This is a genomic window from Streptomyces sp. NPDC096310, assembly GCF_044763125.1.
In the GTDB taxonomy this organism is placed as follows: Bacteria; Actinomycetota; Actinomycetes; order Streptomycetales; family Streptomycetaceae; genus Streptomyces.
Genome location: NZ_JBIWFO010000017.1, coordinates 13,306 through 31,057, shown reverse-complemented (window position 1 = coordinate 31,057; position 17,752 = coordinate 13,306). Strand labels below are relative to the sequence as shown.

The window sequence follows — 17,752 nt, the reverse complement described above, 5'->3', positions numbered from 1 at the left end:
GTGGGGGGCGGGCGGGGGAGAGCGGTCGGCGTTGCTGCCCACCGGCGGCTGGTGTTCTGCCCGCCGAGGGGGGGGGCGCGTGTTTCACTACGACGCCCCCCCCGCCCGTCGCCCGTTGATCTACCCGTCGGTAGCATCCCGTGACATGGCAGAGACCCAGCAGGCAGATCAGAGCGGCGGAACCGGCGGGACCGGCGGAACCGGTGGGGCCGGCGAGAACGGCGGGACCGCCGAGAACACCGCACGGACCCGGCACGAGGCGCGAGCCGAGCGCAGGGCCGCCCGGCTCGCGAAACGGATCGGCGCCTTCGCCGGACAGCACGGCGGCGCCGAGGGACAGCTCGCGTACATGGGGCAGGCCGGCACCCGGATCGTGCTCGTCGGCACGGACGGCGCGTGGGGCGATCTCGTCGCCCCCACCCACGCGGTCGCGAGCGCCGCGGCGGAGCTGGCCGGGCTCACCCTCCACGAGACCTTCGACGGCGAGTTCGCGGCCAAGGCGCGCACCGGTCCGTACGAGTGGGGCCGGATGGCCGGACTCCAGCTCGGCGGCCGGCCCGACAAGACGTGACCCGCCCGGTGTGCGCCCCTGAAATGCTCCCCGAGCGCTCCCGGAGAGATCCCCGAGACGCCACCGGAACCCGCGTTCACCCGTTAGGACTGTGAGGAGTGACGACCAGGTCGTCAGGCCGTCGGTCACCGGTTCGGTCGGTCATGCGCTCATGCGGTCCATGATCCACGGTCCACGACGGGAAGCCCGATGATCGAGACAGCGTCCCTCGTGGACCAGTACGGCCACGGAGTGCTCACCACGGAGCTGGGGCTCGGCACCTTCGAGGCCCGGCTCGGAGGGACCGTGCCCGCCGCCCCCGGCACCACTTTCTTCGACACCCAGACGGGGGTGGCGGTACGGCGCTGGTGCCCGCCGCTGCTCGGTCTCGAACCGCACTGCACACCGGCCCGCTATCTGGCCCGCCGCCGGGAACTCGGCTCGCTCGAAGTCTCCCGGCGGCTGCTGCGCGCCACGGGGATCTCCACCTATCTGGTCGACACCGGCGGCGCCGGGAGCCCCGGCACCGCGGGCGCGTCCGACGAGCTGGCCGGGGCCGCGGAGACCGCCGCGATGGGAGCGGCCCGCAGCCGGGAGACCGTCCGGCTCGAACTCCTCGCCGTGCGGGCCGCCGCCACCGCGGATGGCGTGGGCGCCTTTCTCGCCGGGCTCGCCGAGGCCGTCCACACCGCCGCCGCCTCGGCCGTCGCGCTCAGCGCCGCCGCCACGACCCGCCCCGGTCTCGCGCTCGACCCCGAGCCGCCGGGCCCCGGCGAGGTGCGGGGCGCCGCCGGCCGCTGGCTCGCCGCGCGCGGCTCCGTGAGCGGTTCGCCCGTAGGCCCGGTCGGAGGCCCGGTCGGAGGCCCGCTCCTCGACCCCGTACTCCTGCGGCATCTCCACTGGACCGCCGTCGGCACCGGACTCCCGCTCCACCTGGAGACCGGCGGCGGCACCGACGCGTACGGTCTCGCGGCGGCCACGGCGGGCATCGGCGGCCCGCTCGTCCTGCGGGACACCTATCCGTACCACCGCGACGCGGCCCGCCTCACCGGTCTCTTTCCCCAGGTCCACGCCGACCTGGGCTCCGTACTCTCCCGTACGGGGGCCGGGGCCGCGATGGTGCTCGCCGAGATGCTGGAGAGCGCGCCGTTCGGGAAGCTGCTCTTCTCGACCGCCGCGCGCGGGCTGCCCGAACTGCATCTCGTGGGGGCCCGGGTCTTCCGGGCCGCGCTGGAGCGGGTCCTCGGCGGCTGGGTACGCGACGGGGCGTGGTCGGTGGCCGACGCCCGGCGCGTGGCGGGGCTGATCGCCGCGGGCAACGCCCGCCGCGTCCACGCCCTCACGGACGACTGACCTCAGACGGTCGCGGGCGCCGGGTCCGCCTGGGCCGGGATCTCCGCCGTCGTACGAGGCCGCTCCCGCATGCTCACCGCGACCCGCAGGACGGCGATCCACACCACGGCCGAGCCGAACATATGGCTGCCGACCAGGATCTCCGGGGAGTCGGTGAAGTACTGCACATACCCGATGGCGCCCTGCGCGAGCAGGATCAGCAGCAGATCGCGGGCGCGCGCCCGGGTGTCGGCGGGGGCGTCCACCACCCGCAGCACCAGCCACATCGCCACCGCCAGCGCGCAGACGAGCCAGGCGAACGCCGCGTGCACATGGGCCACGGTGATGTAGTCGAACGGCATCCGCGGCACATCGCTGCTGTCCCCCGCGTGCCGGCCCGAACCCGTCACCGTCGTACCCGCCGCGATCAGCACCATCGACGAGATGATCAGCGCCCAGGACAGCTTGCGCACCGGACGCGGGACGCGCGGGCGGGGGGCACCGTCGCCCTCGTGCGTGCGCAGCCAGGTGAGCGTGGTGACCGTGAGCAGGCCACTGGCGGCCAAGAAGTGCCCCGCCACCGTCCACGGGTTCAGCTCGGTCAGCACCGTGATGCCACCGAGGACCCCGTTGGCCATGACGAGCCAGAACTGCGACCAGGCCAGCTTGGTCAGACCGCGCCGCCGGGGCTTGACGGAACGCGCCGCGATGATCGCCCAGCCGACCGCCGCGCTCAGCACGTACGTCAGCATCCGGTTGCCGAACTCGATCGCCCCGTGCAGCCCCTGCTCGGGCGTGGCGATGAGGCTGCCGTCCGTGCACTTGGGCCAGGTGTCGCAGCCGAGGCCGGAACCGGTCAGCCGGACCGCGCCGCCGGTCACGATGATGAGCACGCTCATCACGACGGCGGAGAAGGCGGCGCGCCGGAGCATACGGGGGGAGGGTGTCCAGCGCTGAGCGATGTACGCGAGGGGGTTCAACACGGCCACCATGCTAGGCCGGAGCTTGTGCAGGATTTCACGAGGGGTACGTATGCCGCATTCGCGCAGGTGGGACCCATGCCCGGAGGACGGGCCCCGGCCCCGGCGGCTACTCCCAGCGGAAGAGTCGGCCCGCCGCGCCGAGGCCGAGCACGGCCCAGACGGCCAGCACCCCGAGACCGCCCCAGGGGACCCCCGCCCCGTGCTGGAGCACGTCGCGCAGCCCGCCGGAGAGCGCCGAGATCGGCAGCAGCTCCAGCACCGCGCGGGCCGCGTCCGGGAACCGGTCCAGCGGCACGATCACCCCGCCGCCGACCAGCAGCAGCAGGAAGACCAGATTCGCGGCGGCCAGCGTCGCCTCCGCCTTGAGCGTGCCCGCCATCAGCAGCCCGAGCCCGGAGAACGCGGCGGTGCCGAGTACGAGCAGCAGCAGGACGGCGAGCGGGTTGCCGTGCGGGGACCAGCCGAGACCGAACGCGATCACCGTCAGCAGGACGACCTGAAGGACCTCCGTGACCAGTACGGAGAGCGTCTTGGCGGTCATCAGGGCCCAGCGGGGCAGCGGCGACACCGCGAGCCGCTTGAGCACCCCGTAGCGCCGCTCGAAACCGGTGGCGATGGCCTGCCCGGTGAACGCGGTGGACATCACCGCCAGCGCCAGCACGCCCGGCGCGAGAAAATCGACGGCCTTCCCCTCGCCCGTGTCGACCACGTCGACCGTGGAGAAGAGGACCAGCAGCAGCGACGGGATGATCACGGTCAGCAGGAGCTGCTCGCCGTTGCGCAGCAGCAGCTTCGTCTCGAACGCCGTCTGCGTCGCGATCATGCGCGCGAGCGGGGCCGCGCCGGGCGCCGGGGCGTACGTACCGCCGCTGGGGGCGCCCGTACCGCTGACGGCGCCGCCGGTGCTCGTGCTCATGGACGCAGCTCCTTGCCGGTCAGTTCGAGGAAGACGTCCTCCAGGGTGTGCCGCTCGACGGATATCCCGTCCGCCATGACGCCGTGCTGCGCGCACCAGGAGGCCACCGTGGCCAGGAGCTGCGGGTCGACCGAGCCGCCGATGCGGTACGAGCCGGGCGACAGCTCGGCGGCCTCGGAGCCGTCGGGCAGCGCCTTCAGCAGCGAGCCGAGGTCGAGTCCCGGGCGTCCGGTGAAGCGCAGGGTGTTCTCCGCGCCGCCGCGGCACAGCTCCTCGGGGCTGCCCTGGGCGATGACCCGGCCCGCGTCGATGATCACGACGTCGTCGGCCAGTTCCTCGGCCTCGTCCATGAAGTGCGTGGTCAGCACCACGCCGACGCCGTCGGCGCGCAGCTCGCGCACCAGCTCCCAGGTGGAGCGCCGGGCCTGCGGGTCGAGCCCGGCGGTCGGCTCGTCGAGAAAGACCAGCTCGGGGCGGCCGACCACGGCCAGCGCCAGCGCGAGCCGCTGCTGCTGGCCGCCGGAGAGCCGCCGGTAGGTCGTCCGGCCGCAGCCGCCGAGGCCGAGCCGTTCGATCAGGGCGTCCACGTCCAGCGGGCGGGCGTGCAGCCGGGCCATGTGGCGCAGCATCTCCCCGGCGCGCGCGCCGGAGTACACGCCACCCGACTGGAGCATCACCCCGATGCGCGGGCGCAGCCTGGCGGCGTCGGCGACCGGGTCCAGGCCGAGGACCCGCACGGAGCCCGCGTCGGGCCTGCGGTAGCCCTCGCACGTCTCGATCGTGGTGGTCTTGCCGGCTCCGTTGGGGCCGAGGACCGCGGTGACCGTACCGGCGCCGACCACCAGGTCGAGGCCGTCCACCGCGGTGGTGGTGCCGTACCGTTTGACCAGGCCACGGACCTCTACGAGGGGCGTTCCCGGGGGCGGGCCCGCGGTCGTGCCGCTGTCGGGCAGAGGGCCACCCGGGAAGACGCTGCGCATGCGGGAAAGTCTAGGCAGGGCGGGGCGCGGGGCGTCCGGCGGGGGCGCGAGGTGGACGAAAGGGGCACCAGAAGGGCCGGAAACAGGCTTTTCTTAGGTAACCCTTAGTGATGAAGCGCACCGCGGGTCGCCGACCACCTCGGTTGTCAGCGCCGAAGGAATTACGCAACAATGGCGTTGTGAAATACGTTGGCGAGGCTCCGCAGGAGGAACTCGCGACCGGTGAGCACTCCACTCGCAACCGGGTCGCGCGGTCCATCCTGGACCACGGCCCGTCCACCGTCTCCGACCTGGCGAAGCGCCTCGGGCTCACCCAGGCGGCCGTCCGCCGCCACCTCGACGCGCTGGCCGCCGACTCCGTCGTGGAGCCGCGTGACCAGCGGGTCTACGGCTCGCGCGGACGCGGCAGGCCCGCCAAGGTGTTCGCCCTGACCGACTGCGGCCGGGACGCCTTCGACCAGTCCTACGACCAGCTCGCCGCCGACGCGCTGAAGTGGATCGCCGCCTCCGCCGGCGGCGGCGCACCGGGCGAGGCGGCCGTCGCCGCCTTCGCCCGCGCCAGGATCGCCGCCCAGGCCGAGAGCTACCGGAAGTCGGTCGAGTCCGCCGGGCCCGGCGGGCGCACCGAGGCGCTCGCGAAGGCGCTGAGCGCCGACGGGTACGCTGCTACGGCGCGCGGCGCTCCCGGCCAGCAGGGCGAGCAGCTCTGCCAGCACCACTGCCCGGTCGCGCATGTCGCCCAGAAGTTCCCGCAGCTCTGCGAGGCGGAGACGGAGTTCTTCTCCCAGCTTCTCGGGACGCATGTGCAGCGGCTCGCCACCATCGCCCACGGCGACGGCGTGTGCACGACCTTCATTCCCCGCGCCACCCCACAGACCACCGATCACGCATCCGAAAGCACAGCCGGGAGGAACCCCGCATGACGCTCCCCACCGAGACTGCCCATCCTGAGCTCGAAGGCCTGGGTACGTACGAATTCGGCTGGGCGGACTCCGACGCCGCCGGCGCCGCTGCCAAGCGCGGCCTCTCCGAGGCTGTCGTGCGCGACATCTCGGAGAAGAAGAACGAGCCCGAGTGGATGCTGAAGCTGCGGCTCAAGGGGCTGCGGCTGTTCGACAAGAAGCCCATGCCGAACTGGGGCTCCGACCTGTCGGGCATCGACTTCGACAACATCAAGTACTTCGTGCGCTCCACCGAGAAGCAGGCCGCTTCCTGGGAGGAACTGCCGGAGGACATCAAGAACACGTACGACAAGCTCGGCATCCCGGAGGCGGAGAAGCAGCGCCTCGTGGCCGGTGTCGCCGCGCAGTACGAGTCGGAGGTCGTCTACCACCAGATCCGTGAGGACCTGGAGGAGCAGGGCGTCATCTTCCTGGACACCGACACCGCGCTGAAGGAGCACCCGGAGCTCTTCCAGGAGTACTTCGGCACGGTCATCCCGGTCGGCGACAACAAGTTCGCGTCGCTGAACTCGGCCGTGTGGTCCGGCGGATCGTTCATCTACGTGCCGAAGGGTGTGCGCGTCGACATCCCGCTCCAGGCCTACTTCCGTATCAACACGGAGAACATGGGCCAGTTCGAGCGGACGCTGATCATCGTCGACGAGGACGCCTACGTCCACTACGTAGAGGGCTGCACCGCCCCGATCTACTCCTCGGACTCGCTGCACAGCGCCGTCGTCGAGATCATCGTCAAGAAGGGCGGCCGCTGCCGCTACACGACCATCCAGAACTGGTCGAACAACGTCTACAACCTGGTCACCAAGCGCGCCGTGGCGTACGAGGGCGCGACCATGGAGTGGGTCGACGGCAACATCGGCTCCAAGGTCACCATGAAGTACCCGGCCGTCTACCTGATGGGCGAGCACGCCAAGGGTGAGACGCTGTCCATCGCCTTCGCGGGCGAGGGCCAGCACCAGGACGCGGGCGCCAAGATGGTCCACATGGCCCCCAACACCTCGTCCAACATCGTCTCCAAGTCGGTGGCGCGCGGTGGCGGCCGTACCTCCTACCGCGGTCTGATCGAGATCGGTGAGGGCGCCGAGGGCTCCAAGTCCAACGTGCTCTGCGACGCGCTGCTGGTCGACACCATCTCGCGCTCCGACACGTACCCGTACGTCGACGTCCGCGAGGACGACGTGTCGATGGGCCACGAGGCGACCGTCTCCAAGGTCTCCGAGGACCAGCTCTTCTACCTGATGAGCCGCGGTCTCTCCGAGTTCGAGGCGATGGCGATGATCGTGCGCGGCTTCGTCGAGCCGATCGCCAAGGAGCTGCCCATGGAGTACGCGCTGGAACTGAACCGGCTGATCGAGCTCCAGATGGAGGGTTCCGTCGGCTAGGCACGACCGGCCGGCCCGACCACCCGGCGTCCGCGCGGCTCGTACGACCTGAGCGGCGACCGTTTTTCTTACGCAGAGGCAGAGAGAGAGCACGACGACAGCCATGGCTGAGGCTCAGAACATTCCGGCGGGCTCCACGACTGCCGGTTCGATCGCGGTGGCCGCCGAGTCGACCGTCGCCACGCGCATGAGCGCGCCCCCGTCCTTCGACGTGGCGGACTTCCCCGTCCCGCACGGCCGCGAGGAGGAGTGGCGGTTCACGCCGCTGGAGCGGCTGCGCGGGCTGCACGACGGCACCGCCGTCGCGGTGGACGGCGGTGTCACGGTCGAGGTGACCGCCCCCGAGGGCGTCACCGTCGAGACCGTGGGCCGCGACGACGCGCGGCTCGGCAGGGCGGGCACCCCGGTGGACCGGGTCGCCGCCCAGGCGTACTCCTCCTTCGAGAAGGCGTCCGTCGTCTCGGTGCCCAAGGAGACCGTGGTCGCCGAGCCGATCCGGATCGCCGTCCACGGCGAGGGCGGCACCACCTACGGCCACCAGGTCGTCGAGCTCGGCGCCTTCGCCGAGGCGGTCGTCGTCATCGACCACACCGGCGACGGGGTGCTCGCCGCCAATGTCGACTACCTGCTCGGGGACGGCGCCAAGCTGACCGTCGTCTCCGTCCAGGACTGGGACGACAAGGCCGTCCACGTCGGCCAGCACAACGCGCTGGTCGGCCGGGACGCCTCCTTCAAGTCGATCGTCGTCACCTTCGGCGGCGATGTCGTACGGCTCCACCCGCGCGTGCAGTACGCGGGCCCCGGCGGCGAGGCCGAGCTGTTCGGCCTCTACTTCACCGACCAGGGCCAGCACCAGGAGCACCGCCTCCTGGTCGACCACAACGCCCCGCACTGCAAGTCCAACGCCGCCTACAAGGGCGCGCTCCAGGGGGCCGACGCCCACGCCGTCTGGATCGGTGACGTCGTCATCCGGGCCCAGGCCGAGGGCACCGACACGTACGAGTTGAACCGCAACCTGGTCCTCACGGACGGCGCACGGGTCGACTCCGTACCGAACCTGGAGATCGAGACCGGCGAGATCGCCGGCGCCGGACACGCCTCGGCGACCGGCCGCTTCGACGACGAGCAGCTCTTCTACCTGATGGCCCGCGGCATCCCGGAGACCGAGGCCCGCCGCCTCGTCGTCCGCGGCTTCTTCGCCGAGCTGGTCCAGCAGATCGGACTGCCGGATGTCGAGGAGCGCCTGCTGGCCAAGATCGAGGCGGAGCTGGAGGCGTCAGTCTGATGGCCTTCGTCCGTGTCTGCGCCCTCGGTGAGCTGGAGGAGGACGCCCCGAAGCGGGTGGAACTCGACGGCACGCCGGTCACTCTGGTCCGTACCGAGGGCGAGGTGTTCGCGATCAACGACATCTGCTCGCACGCGAACGTCTCCCTCTCGGAGGGCGAGGTGGAGGACTGCGCGATCGAGTGCTGGCTGCACGGTTCCCGTTTCGACCTCCGTACCGGTAAGCCGTCCGGTCTTCCCGCGACGCGCCCCGTCCCCGTATACCCCGTACAGATCCAAGGGGACGATGTGCTCGTCTCCGTCACCCAGGAGTCCTGAGTCACCCATGGCAACGCTTGAAATCCACGACCTGCACGTCTCCGTCGAAGCGGAGCACGGCGCCCGCGAGATCCTCAAGGGCGTCGACCTGACCGTCAGGCAGGGCGAGACGCACGCCATCATGGGCCCCAACGGCTCCGGCAAGTCGACTCTCGCGTACTCGCTCGCGGGCCACCCCAAGTACACGATCACCGGGGGTACGGCCACGCTGGACGGCGAGAACCTGCTGGAGATGACCGCCGACGAGCGCGCCCGTGCCGGTCTCTTCCTCGCGATGCAGTACCCCGTCGAGGTCCCCGGTGTCTCGGTCTCCAACTTCCTGCGCACCTCGGCGACCGCCGTGCGCGGCGAGGCCCCCAAGCTGCGTACCTGGGTGAAGGAGGTCCGGGAGACCATGGAGCGTCTTCAGATGGACCCCGCCTTCGCCGAGCGCAACGTGAACGAGGGCTTCTCCGGCGGTGAGAAGAAGCGCCACGAGATCCTCCAGCTCGAACTGCTCAAGCCCAAGATCGCCGTCCTGGACGAGACCGACTCCGGCCTCGACGTGGACGCGCTGCGGGTCGTCTCCGAGGGCGTGAACCGCGTCCGGGAGACCGGCGAGGTCGGCACCCTGCTGATCACGCACTACACGCGGATTCTCCGCTACATCAAGCCCGACTTCGTACATGTCTTCGCGCAGGGCCGGATCGCCGAGTCCGGCGGTGCGGAGCTGGCCGACAAGCTGGAGAACGAGGGCTACGAGGCATACGTGAAGGGTGGAGTAACGGCGTGACACAGCTGCCGGGCCTTCTCGACACCGAGGCGATCCGTAAGGACTTCCCGATCCTGGACCGGGTGATCCATGACGGCAAGAAGCTCGTGTACCTCGACTCCGCTGCCACCTCACAGAAGCCGCGGCAGGTGCTCGACGCGCTGAGTCAGTACTACGAGCAGCACAACGCGAATGTCCACCGCGGCGTGTACACCATCGCCGAGGAGGCCACGGCGCTGTACGAAGGCGCCCGCGACAAGGTCGCCGCCTTCATCAACGCACCCAGCCGCAACGAGGTGATCTTCACCAAGAACGCCTCCGAGTCGCTGAACCTCGTGGCCAACATGCTCGGCTGGGCCGACGAGCCCTACCGGGTCGACCACGAGACCGAGATCGTCATCACGGAGATGGAGCACCACTCCAACATCGTGCCGTGGCAGCTCCTCGCGCAGCGCACCGGCGCGAAGCTGAAGTGGTTCGGCATCACCGACGAGGGCCGTCTCGACCTGTCGAACATCAACGAGGTCATCACGGAGAAGACGAAGATCGTCTCCTTCGTGCTGGTCTCCAACATCCTGGGCACCCAGAACCCGGTCGAGGCGATCGTCCGCCGCGCCCAGGAGGTCGGCGCGCTGGTCTGCGTCGACGCCTCGCAGGCCGCCCCGCACCAGGTGCTGGACGTCCAGGCGCTCCAGGCGGACTTCGTGGCCTTCACGGGCCACAAGATGGTCGGTCCGACCGGGATCGGTGTGCTCTGGGGCCGGCAGGAGCTGCTGGAGGACCTGCCGCCGTTCCTCGGCGGCGGCGAGATGATCGAGACCGTGTCGATGCACTCGTCCACGTACGCCCCCGCGCCGCACAAGTTCGAGGCGGGCACGCCCCCGATCGCCCAGGCCGTCGGCCTCGGCGCGGCCGTGGACTACCTCGCGGCGATCGGCATGGACAAGATCGCCGCGCATGAGCACGCGATCACCGAGTACGCGGTCAAGCGGCTGCTCGACGTCCCCGACCTGCGGATCATCGGCCCGACGACGGCCGAGGACCGCGGGGCCACGATCTCGTTCACGCTGGGTGACATCCATCCGCACGACGTGGGTCAGGTCCTGGACGAGCAGGGCATCGCCGTCCGGGTCGGGCACCACTGCGCGCGGCCGGTCTGCCTGCGGTACGGAATTCCCGCGACCACGCGAGCGTCTTTCTATCTGTACTCCACTCCGGCCGAGGTCGACGCCCTGGCCGAGGGGCTGGAGCACGTCCGTAACTTCTTCGGATGAGGACGAGAAGGGCTGGCTGTCCGTGAAGCTGGATTCGATGTACCAGGACGTCATCCTGGACCACTACAAGCACCCCCATGGGCGCGGTCTGCGGGATGGCGACGCCGAGGTGCACCACACCAATCCGACGTGCGGTGACGAGATCACACTGCGGGTGCGGTACGAGGGGTCGCTGATCGCGGACGTCTCGTACGAGGGGCAGGGCTGCTCGATCAGCCAGGCCAGCGCGTCCGTGCTCAACGATCTTCTGGTGGGCCGGGAACTGGCCGACGCGCGGAAGATCCAGGGCGCCTTCCTGGAGCTGATGCAGTCCAAGGGCCAGTTGGAGCCGGACGACGCGATGGAGGAGCTGCTGGAGGACGCGGTCGCGTTCTCGGGCGTCTCGAAGTACCCCGCCCGCGTGAAGTGCGCCCTGCTGAGCTGGATGGCGTGGAAGGACGCGACGGCCCAGGCGCTGGGCGACAGCGCGACGAAGGAGACGGCATGAGCGAGAACGAGACCCTGACGATGAAGCCCGCCTCGGAGGAGGAGGTCCGTGAGGCCCTGTACGACGTGGTCGACCCCGAGCTGGGGATCGATGTCGTCAACCTCGGGCTGATCTACGGCATCCATATCGATGACGCGAACATCGCCACCCTGGACATGACCCTGACGTCGGCGGCGTGTCCGCTGACCGATGTGATCGAGGACCAGGCGAAGGCGGCGACGGACGGCATCGTCAACGAGCTGAGGATCAACTGGGTCTGGATGCCCCCGTGGGGCCCGGACAAGATCACGGACGACGGCCGCGAGCAGTTGCGCGCGCTGGGCTTCAACGTCTGAGACGCCTCGAACGCGAGCAGGGCCCCCGGCGCGATGCCGGGGGCCCTGCTCGCTTTCTGTCTGTGCAGTCCGATGTGTACGACCGTACGTACCGATGTGTACCCTCGTACGCATGGGATACGGACTGCTGGCCGTGGCGATCGCGGCAGAGGTGGGCGCGACCACCGCCATGAAGTACAGCGAGGGCTTCACCCGGCTCTGGCCCTCGGTACTGACCGTACTGGGGTACCTTCTCGCCTTCGCCTTTCTCTCGCAGACGCTCAAGACGCTCTCCGTCGGAACGGCGTACGCGATCTGGGCCGGGGCCGGCACGGCGGCCATCGCCGCCATCGGGGTGCTCTTCCTGAACGAGTCCGCGGACCTGCTCAAGCTGCTGGGGATCGCCCTGGTGATCGCGGGTGTCATCGTGCTCAACCTCGGAGGGGCGCACTGATGACCCGCCGTTACGACCCCGAGCGCCGCCGGCGCATCATCGACGCCGCGCTGCGGGTGGTCGGGCGCGCCGGTATCGCCGGACTGAGCCACCGCACGGTCGCCGCCGAGGCCGATGTGCCGCTCGGCTCGACCACGTACCACTTCGCCTCGCTGGACGAACTGCTGATCGCCGCGCTCCGGCAGTCCGACGAGGGCTTCGCGGACCTCGTACGGAAGAGCGGCGCGCTCGCCGACCCCGCGTGCGACATCGCCGCCGAGCTGGCCCGGATCACCGGGGAGTGGCTGGCGGGGGACCGTACGGGCGTGGAGCTGGAGTACGAGCTGTACCTCGCCGCACTGCGCAGGCCCGCGCTGCGCCCGGTCGCCGCGGAGTGGTGCGGCGCGCTCGTCGGGATACTGGCGGCGCGCGTCGACCCCGTCACCACGCGGGCGCTGGTCGCGCTGCTGGACGGGATCTGCCTCCAGGTGCTGCTGACGGACGGGGTGTACGACGAGGAGTACGCGCGGCTCGCGCTGGCGCGGCTGATTCCGCCCGCCGTAGGTTGACGGGATGAGCAATCCGGCCCCCGGGCCCGAGATCACCTACGCCGAGTGCCGGCAGTGCGGCACCCTCATCGCCGGACTCGACGGCCGCTACAGCTGCGGGGTCTGCGGCTGGGTCAACCACCACTCCGAGGGGCACGGTCCCCTGCCGAGGGCGGAGGACGATGTCGACCACAGAGCGGGCGGCTCCGAGAGCAACCGGCTGAGCTGAGCGCGCCGGTGACCGGGGGCGGCGCGGTGGCCCGGCACCTGAGACCGGTTGGCCCGGGCGGTGTCGAAAACGTTAGGTTCTGAGCATGACCGACACGTCTTCCCAAGGTTCCCCCTCCTCCCGCGCCACAGGCGCCGTCGCCGCCGGCCTCGCCACCCTCACGGCGGACGGCACCGTCCTCGACACCTGGTTCCCCGCCCCCGCGCTCACCGCCGAGCCCGGCCCGGCCGGCACCGAGCGGCTCTCCGCCGAGCGCGCCGTGGAACTGCTCGGTGACGGCGCGGCGAAAGCCCTCGGGCCCGACGCCCGGCGCGGGGTCGAGATCGTCGCGGTCCGTACGGTCATCGCCTCCCTCGACGACAAGCCGCTGGACACGCACGACGTCTACCTGCGGCTCCACCTCCTCAGCCACCGGCTGGTCCAGCCGCACGGCCAGAGCCTGGACGGCATCTTCGGGCTGCTCGCCAACGTCGCCTGGACCTCGCTGGGACCGGTCGCCGTGGACGCGCTGGAGACCGTACGGCTCAACGCCCGCGCCGAGGGGCTGCACCTCCAGGTGACCTCGGTCGACAAGTTCCCGAGGATGACGGACTACGTGGCACCGGCCGGCGTCCGGATCGCCGACGCCGACCGCGTCCGCCTGGGCGCGCACCTCGCCGAGGGCACGACCGTCATGCACGAGGGCTTCGTCAACTTCAACGCGGGCACCCTCGGCACCTCCATGGTCGAGGGCCGCATCTCCGCGGGCGTCGTCGTCGGCGACGGCTCCGACATCGGCGGCGGCGCCTCCACCATGGGCACGCTCTCCGGGGGCGGCAAGGAGCGCATCGTCATCGGCGAGCGCTGCCTGGTCGGCGCGGAGGCGGGCGTCGGGATCGCCCTCGGCGACGAGTGCGTCGTGGAGGCCGGGCTCTACGTCACGGCCGGCACACGCGTCACGATGCCGGACGGCCAGATCATCAAGGCGCGCGAACTGTCCGGCGCGAGCAACATCCTCTTCCGCCGCAACTCGACCACCGGCGCCGTCGAGGCCCGCCCGAACAACGCGGTCTGGGGCGGTCTCAACGACGTGCTCCACAGCCACAACTGACCCCACTCACCGCACGGCGGCCCCCACCAGCTCGCCGTACACCCCCAGCAGCCCGTCGACCGCCTCCCGGCCGGCGGGCCGCAGCGGTTCACGGACCGGGTGATGCACCACCCGTCTGGCATGATCGGCAAAGGTTCCGCTAAGGGGGAGGGGGATCGCGTGCGGTGCGCGCTTCGCGTGTCCGGGGGCGGTGGTGCGGCTCGGGTGGGGGCGGGAGTGGGTGTGCCCGCGTGGCTCGGCCTGCGGCTCCATCGCGTCAATGGTGGCTCGGAGGGCGCGTTCGGCGCTTGCGGGCCCGGCGTGCGTCCTGTGGCCGCGCCGGTGCGTGGCGTGGCCCGTACCACCGCGCCCACCTGCCAGGACACCCCCGCCGACGGAGCCACGGAGCGCCCCCGGCGTGAACAGGACGCCGTGGCCTGGTCTCGCACCCTCGGACGTACACATGTGTACGCGCGGACGGAAGGGGGCCATATCGTACGGCTCAATGACGAAGGTGCCCACGACACCAGCGTGCCGGAGGGTGCTTCGGGGTAGCAGGGGCCGGAGTGTCAGTGGGTGCTGGTCCAATGAGGGACATGGAGGGCATGGAGAGCATGAACACCGAATACGCCGAAAGGGGCGGAGCGGACCGGGGAGAACTCGACGCGCTGCGTGCGGCCTTCCCGCCGGAGCGGCGTCTGCCGCCGCTGGGCTGGGAGGCGGTGCGGGCCTTCGAGCGTGAGCGGGACATCGTCCTGCCCGATCCCTACCGGACGCTGGTCGCGGAGATATGCGACGGATGCACGGAGGGGCCCGCCGACGTCGACGGGCTGATACCGGTGGCCGCGCTGCCCGAGGACTGGGGCTGCGACCAGACGCAGCGGGTGCTCGCGAAGCCGTTCCCGCTCACCGAGGCGTGGGTGTGGGAGGACGACCCCCGGCCGTACGAGGAGATAGAGCCGCTCATCGACGAGGTCAGCAACCACGGCAGCGTGGTGCTGGGCACGGACGGCTGCGGCATGTACTGGCATCTTGTCGTCACCGGTGCGGAGCGCGGCCGGATCTGGAACATCAGTGATGTCGGGGCGGCGCCGTTCGGGGCGGCGTTCGGTCGCCCGGCGGCCGGGGCCGGCTTCGCCGGCTGGGTGACGCACTGGGCCACCTCCCGTCGGCCGTGGTTCGACGTCGTGGTCTGACGTCGTGGTTTGACGCCGCCGGCCCGGGACGAGGCACATACGGGGAGACGGGGAACACGGGGAGAACGGGGACACGGGGTGACGGGGTATCGCGACACGGGGTGACGGGGACGCGAGGCAGGGGGCTCGGGACGATGCCCCGGCGCGGGGTTGACCCCGATCACGCTTCATCTTCGAGCATGGTGGCCGTGGGCGCGCCGCGGGGGCGTGCCGCGAGGAGGAGCCATCATGTCCGTACGGTTGAGCACGCTCCCTGATTTCACGCGCCGAGACGCGGGCGTCGCCACGGTCAGCACCTGGCGCGTCGGCACGTTAGAGCGGCAGCGGGCGGCCGTCGAGGCCATCACCCATGTCTGGCGGAGCAGAGCGTGGCCGGACGGCGGGCCGCTCTCGTACTCCGTCCTCACCGGGAACGACGGGGAGACGCTGCTCCACTACGCCCAGTGGCGCGATCAGGCGTCGTACCAGGCGTTCGCCGCCACGGACCGCGACGAACGCGTCGCGGAGATCGACGCCGCCGTGCCCGGCATCGAGCGGATGGGGCTGCGCCCGTACGCCCTCTACCGCGCCCAAGGGCTGACGGGGCAGCCGGACGGTACGCCCCTGGTGCCCGGCTGTGTCGTGGCCGTCGACGTGGAGTTCGAGGGCCCCGATCCCGTGCGCCAGCGCGACTGGGTGGACACCGTCCGCACGGCGATCGAGACCGATCCGCACCTGGCGCCGGGCGGGATCTCCGCCTTCTTCCACGTCTCCACGGACGGCACCCGGGTCCTCAACCTCGCCGGATGGGTGAGCGAACAGGCCCATGTCGACGCCCTCTCGGCGCGCGGCCGGGGCATCGGCTCGGACACGGAGCAGTGGCGGGCCGTACGGAACCACCCGGGAGTGAGGGGCAGTACCGTGACCCGTTTCACGCCCGCGGTCAGCCTGTCCTCCGCGAGCGACACCGCGGGCTGACGCGGCCCCGGGAGCAGGGGAGTTGCGGCGCGGCCGCCGCCGGGCCGAGGCGGGCGCGGGGGCGGGCGGTTGTCGGGTACATGAACTGGGTGGGAAGGGCCCAAAAGCGTCTACGCTGGGGAACCCTTCGGATGTCCGTACCCCACAAGGAGACCCACCCGATGCCCGCAGACCACCCCACCCTGCCGCCGGTACGGCTGCTTCCGGACGCCGAACTGGCCCGGGACGCGCTCGCCGCGCCGCTGCTCGCCCGAGCCGTACGCCTCGCCCGCTGGGCGGGCCCGGAGACACGGGTGAGCGCCGGGGGTGAACTGGTCGACGAGCAACTGCCCGCCGCGGCGGAACAGCTCGGCCTCGGCGACGAGATGTCGGAGGGCGACGGCGAGGCGTACGCGAGCGAGGCGTGGCGCGTCGCGGTCGACACGGGGCTCGTGGACGTCGAAGACCCCGACGACCTCGAAGAGACCACCGACGGCGCGTACCCGGCCGACGAGGGCGAGGCCACGGGCGGCGTCACGACGGGCGACCAGCTCGCCCTGGTCACCTCCGGCTCTCCGCAGGACGTCCTCTCTCTCTGGCTGGACGCCCTGGACGTCGCCTTCGCGGACGCCACCGTGCCCGTGCTCGACGATCTCTCGGCGGCCATCGACGACGACGGCGAGATCGACTTCGAGTCGCTCGACTGGGACCCCGAGGAGGAGGCGGAATTCCTCGAAGGAGTCCTCGGCAACCTCTATCTGCTCACCGTCGTGGAAGGCGGGGGCGGGGGCGCGGGCGGCGGTACGGAGACCGCCGTGCCGCTGCCCGTCCTCGCCGCGTCGATGATCGTCCCCGACGACATGGGCGAGCCCACCGACGACATCCTGGAGCAGGTGTCCGAGGCGATGATGCGCCTCGACGAGCAGTTCCGGGTGCTGGAGCCGATCGGGCTCGTCTCGTACGTACCGGTCGACGAGGCCCTGATGGTGGAGGACGCCGACCCGGAGCCGCCGGTCGGCGAGGACGACGTCACCCGGTACGGCATGGTCCGGCTGACCCCGCTCGGGCTCTACGGGATCAGGTCCCGGATGCTGGAGGCGGGCGTCACCGCGCCCGTCGTCGGCGAACTCGCGGACAAGGACGCCCACGCGCTCCTCGATGGCATCGCCCACTTCCCGGAGCCGGCCGCCCGCGCCGAGACGGAACAGTGGCTCGCCGGCCGGGCGCCCCTCGAAGCCGTACGCGAACTCCTTGCCGCCGCACGGGGCAGGGACGCGGGCGCGCCGCTGCGCCGTCTGCAGTGCCAGCAGGCGCTCTCCCTCGTCGGCGCGGAGGCCGAGGCGGCCGTACGGGAGGTGCTGGACGACGCGGAACTGGGCGGCCTGGCGCGGGTCTGGCTCGCGGAGCTGGGCGCCGGGGAGGTACCGCCGCCGCCCGAGTCGATGATCTTCTGGCTGGCCGTCGACACGATCGCCGCGCAACTCGACGCGGAGGGCGAGCCGGACGAGCTGCAGGAGCTGGTGGAGGGGCTGGTGGGTCAGCACAGCGGGTTCTTCGAGGCGGCGTGGCGGGTGGACCATCCGGCGACGGCGGAGGTCCTGGAGGCGATGGGCCGGCTGCACCGGGACCGGGCCGTGGCGAAGGACGCGCGCAAGGCGGCGTTCAAGGCGCGCTCGCGCGGCGGCAACTGAGGGGCCCGGGGGCACCGTGCGGCGGTACGCCCCCGGGGGGGGGGGGGGCCCGGGGCCCCCCCCCCCCCCCCCCCCCCCCCCCCCCCCCCCCCCCCCCCCCCCCCCCCCCCCCCCGCGCCG

General features: G+C 71.4%; 20 protein-coding genes. 17 read left to right on the top strand and 3 right to left on the bottom strand.

The features are described 5' to 3' along the window. The first annotated feature begins 145 nt into the window (after positions 1–145). Both ACIQ7D_RS26465 and ACIQ7D_RS26460 read left to right on the top strand, forming a co-directional pair. Positions 146–571: a hypothetical protein gene (locus ACIQ7D_RS26465; protein WP_403941504.1), complete on the top strand. Its 426-nt coding sequence runs from the start codon at positions 146–148 to the stop codon at positions 569–571. 189 nt (positions 572–760) lie between these two features. Beyond that, positions 761–1,903 (top strand): amidohydrolase, encoded by a 1,143-nt coding sequence (locus ACIQ7D_RS26460; protein WP_403941502.1) that lies wholly within the window; start codon positions 761–763, stop codon positions 1,901–1,903. Positions 1,904–1,905: 2 nt separating this feature from the next. On the opposite strand, the gene ACIQ7D_RS26455 is transcribed toward ACIQ7D_RS26460, so the two are convergent. The 3 genes from ACIQ7D_RS26455 to ACIQ7D_RS26445 form a co-directional block, all read right to left on the bottom strand. Beyond that, a complete protein-coding gene (locus ACIQ7D_RS26455; protein ID WP_403941500.1) occupies positions 1,906–2,874 on the bottom strand; it encodes a heme A synthase in 969 nt (322 codons plus the stop codon). Positions 2,875–2,971: 97 nt separating this feature from the next. Further along, positions 2,972–3,781: an ABC transporter permease gene (locus tag ACIQ7D_RS26450; RefSeq protein ID WP_403941498.1), complete on the bottom strand. Its 810-nt coding sequence runs from the start codon at positions 3,779–3,781 to the stop codon at positions 2,972–2,974. Continuing rightward, positions 3,778–4,761, bottom strand: coding sequence for an ABC transporter ATP-binding protein (locus tag ACIQ7D_RS26445; protein WP_403941497.1), 984 nt, complete (start codon positions 4,759–4,761; stop codon positions 3,778–3,780). The genes ACIQ7D_RS26450 and ACIQ7D_RS26445 overlap by 4 nt, the downstream gene beginning before the upstream one ends. 179 nt (positions 4,762–4,940) lie before the next feature. Here ACIQ7D_RS26445 and ACIQ7D_RS26440 point away from each other — a divergent pair, with 179 nt between their 5' ends. The 15 genes from ACIQ7D_RS26440 to ACIQ7D_RS26370 all read left to right on the top strand — a co-directional run bounded on the left by ACIQ7D_RS26440 (position 4,941) and on the right by ACIQ7D_RS26370 (position 17,632). After that, a complete protein-coding gene (locus tag ACIQ7D_RS26440) occupies positions 4,941–5,684 on the top strand; it encodes a helix-turn-helix transcriptional regulator (protein ID WP_403941495.1) in 744 nt (247 codons plus the stop codon). Then, positions 5,681–7,102, top strand: coding sequence for a Fe-S cluster assembly protein SufB (gene sufB, locus ACIQ7D_RS26435; protein ID WP_384995827.1), 1,422 nt, complete (start codon positions 5,681–5,683; stop codon positions 7,100–7,102). The genes ACIQ7D_RS26440 and sufB overlap by 4 nt, the downstream gene beginning before the upstream one ends. Positions 7,103–7,205: 103 nt before the next feature. Next, the gene (gene sufD / locus ACIQ7D_RS26430; RefSeq protein ID WP_403941493.1) at positions 7,206–8,387 is read left to right on the top strand and encodes a Fe-S cluster assembly protein SufD; all 1,182 of its coding nucleotides are present in this window, start codon (positions 7,206–7,208) and stop codon (positions 8,385–8,387) included. Further along, positions 8,387–8,704: a non-heme iron oxygenase ferredoxin subunit gene (locus tag ACIQ7D_RS26425; protein WP_403941491.1), complete on the top strand. Its 318-nt coding sequence runs from the start codon at positions 8,387–8,389 to the stop codon at positions 8,702–8,704. Before sufD ends, ACIQ7D_RS26425 begins: the two co-directional genes overlap by 1 nt. Before the next feature lie 7 nt (positions 8,705–8,711). Beyond that, positions 8,712–9,476 (top strand): Fe-S cluster assembly ATPase SufC, encoded by a 765-nt coding sequence (gene sufC / locus ACIQ7D_RS26420; protein WP_403941489.1) that lies wholly within the window; start codon positions 8,712–8,714, stop codon positions 9,474–9,476. Next, the gene (locus ACIQ7D_RS26415) at positions 9,473–10,729 is read left to right on the top strand and encodes a cysteine desulfurase (RefSeq protein WP_403941487.1); all 1,257 of its coding nucleotides are present in this window, start codon (positions 9,473–9,475) and stop codon (positions 10,727–10,729) included. The genes sufC and ACIQ7D_RS26415 overlap by 4 nt, the downstream gene beginning before the upstream one ends. 22 nt (positions 10,730–10,751) lie before the next feature. Further along, complete coding sequence (gene sufU, locus ACIQ7D_RS26410) at positions 10,752–11,216, top strand: Fe-S cluster assembly sulfur transfer protein SufU (RefSeq protein WP_384995814.1); 465 nt, start codon at positions 10,752–10,754, stop codon at positions 11,214–11,216. Further along, positions 11,213–11,551: a metal-sulfur cluster assembly factor gene (locus tag ACIQ7D_RS26405; protein WP_403941485.1), complete on the top strand. Its 339-nt coding sequence runs from the start codon at positions 11,213–11,215 to the stop codon at positions 11,549–11,551. The genes sufU and ACIQ7D_RS26405 overlap by 4 nt, the downstream gene beginning before the upstream one ends. Before the next feature lie 112 nt (positions 11,552–11,663). Continuing rightward, positions 11,664–11,984, top strand: coding sequence for a DMT family transporter (locus ACIQ7D_RS26400; RefSeq protein WP_403941483.1), 321 nt, complete (start codon positions 11,664–11,666; stop codon positions 11,982–11,984). Beyond that, positions 11,984–12,532: a TetR/AcrR family transcriptional regulator gene (locus ACIQ7D_RS26395; protein WP_403941482.1), complete on the top strand. Its 549-nt coding sequence runs from the start codon at positions 11,984–11,986 to the stop codon at positions 12,530–12,532. Before ACIQ7D_RS26400 ends, ACIQ7D_RS26395 begins: the two co-directional genes overlap by 1 nt. A gap of 4 nt (positions 12,533–12,536) precedes the next feature. Then, positions 12,537–12,740, top strand: a complete 204-nt coding sequence (locus ACIQ7D_RS26390; RefSeq protein ID WP_403941480.1) for a hypothetical protein — start codon at positions 12,537–12,539, stop codon at positions 12,738–12,740. Positions 12,741–12,825: 85 nt separating this feature from the next. Continuing rightward, a complete protein-coding gene (gene dapD, locus ACIQ7D_RS26385) occupies positions 12,826–13,830 on the top strand; it encodes a 2,3,4,5-tetrahydropyridine-2,6-dicarboxylate N-succinyltransferase (RefSeq protein ID WP_403941478.1) in 1,005 nt (334 codons plus the stop codon). 593 nt (positions 13,831–14,423) lie between these two features. After that, a complete protein-coding gene (locus tag ACIQ7D_RS26380; RefSeq protein WP_403941476.1) occupies positions 14,424–15,005 on the top strand; it encodes an SMI1/KNR4 family protein in 582 nt (193 codons plus the stop codon). A 228-nt stretch (positions 15,006–15,233) separates the two neighbouring features. Next, entirely contained in the window at positions 15,234–15,962 is a 729-nt protein-coding gene (locus ACIQ7D_RS26375; protein WP_403941474.1) for an antibiotic biosynthesis monooxygenase, read from the top strand. A gap of 161 nt (positions 15,963–16,123) precedes the next feature. Then, positions 16,124–17,632, top strand: coding sequence for a hypothetical protein (locus ACIQ7D_RS26370; RefSeq protein WP_403941472.1), 1,509 nt, complete (start codon positions 16,124–16,126; stop codon positions 17,630–17,632). Positions 17,633–17,752: the final 120 nt, after the last annotated feature.

What these genes read in the sequence shown, in the direction of transcription:
- dapD (WP_403941478.1), top strand. Translation starts at nt 12,826, where the DNA reads ATGACCGACACGTCTTCCCAAGGTTCCCCCTCCTCCCGCGCCACAGGC.
- ACIQ7D_RS26380 (WP_403941476.1), top strand. Translation starts at nt 14,424, where the DNA reads ATGAACACCGAATACGCCGAAAGGGGCGGAGCGGACCGGGGAGAACTC.
- ACIQ7D_RS26445 (WP_403941497.1), bottom strand. Translation starts at nt 4,761, where the DNA reads ATGCGCAGCGTCTTCCCGGGTGGCCCTCTGCCCGACAGCGGCACGACC.
- ACIQ7D_RS26375 (WP_403941474.1), top strand. Translation starts at nt 15,234, where the DNA reads ATGTCCGTACGGTTGAGCACGCTCCCTGATTTCACGCGCCGAGACGCG.
- sufC (WP_403941489.1), top strand. Translation starts at nt 8,712, where the DNA reads ATGGCAACGCTTGAAATCCACGACCTGCACGTCTCCGTCGAAGCGGAG.
- ACIQ7D_RS26455 (WP_403941500.1), bottom strand. Translation starts at nt 2,874, where the DNA reads ATGGTGGCCGTGTTGAACCCCCTCGCGTACATCGCTCAGCGCTGGACA.
- ACIQ7D_RS26465 (WP_403941504.1), top strand. Translation starts at nt 146, where the DNA reads ATGGCAGAGACCCAGCAGGCAGATCAGAGCGGCGGAACCGGCGGGACC.
- ACIQ7D_RS26425 (WP_403941491.1), top strand. Translation starts at nt 8,387, where the DNA reads ATGGCCTTCGTCCGTGTCTGCGCCCTCGGTGAGCTGGAGGAGGACGCC.
- ACIQ7D_RS26395 (WP_403941482.1), top strand. Translation starts at nt 11,984, where the DNA reads ATGACCCGCCGTTACGACCCCGAGCGCCGCCGGCGCATCATCGACGCC.
- sufB (WP_384995827.1), top strand. Translation starts at nt 5,681, where the DNA reads ATGACGCTCCCCACCGAGACTGCCCATCCTGAGCTCGAAGGCCTGGGT.
- sufD (WP_403941493.1), top strand. Translation starts at nt 7,206, where the DNA reads ATGGCTGAGGCTCAGAACATTCCGGCGGGCTCCACGACTGCCGGTTCG.
- ACIQ7D_RS26450 (WP_403941498.1), bottom strand. Translation starts at nt 3,781, where the DNA reads ATGAGCACGAGCACCGGCGGCGCCGTCAGCGGTACGGGCGCCCCCAGC.
- ACIQ7D_RS26370 (WP_403941472.1), top strand. Translation starts at nt 16,124, where the DNA reads ATGCCCGCAGACCACCCCACCCTGCCGCCGGTACGGCTGCTTCCGGAC.
- ACIQ7D_RS26400 (WP_403941483.1), top strand. Translation starts at nt 11,664, where the DNA reads ATGGGATACGGACTGCTGGCCGTGGCGATCGCGGCAGAGGTGGGCGCG.
- ACIQ7D_RS26405 (WP_403941485.1), top strand. Translation starts at nt 11,213, where the DNA reads ATGAGCGAGAACGAGACCCTGACGATGAAGCCCGCCTCGGAGGAGGAG.
- ACIQ7D_RS26460 (WP_403941502.1), top strand. Translation starts at nt 761, where the DNA reads ATGATCGAGACAGCGTCCCTCGTGGACCAGTACGGCCACGGAGTGCTC.
- ACIQ7D_RS26390 (WP_403941480.1), top strand. Translation starts at nt 12,537, where the DNA reads ATGAGCAATCCGGCCCCCGGGCCCGAGATCACCTACGCCGAGTGCCGG.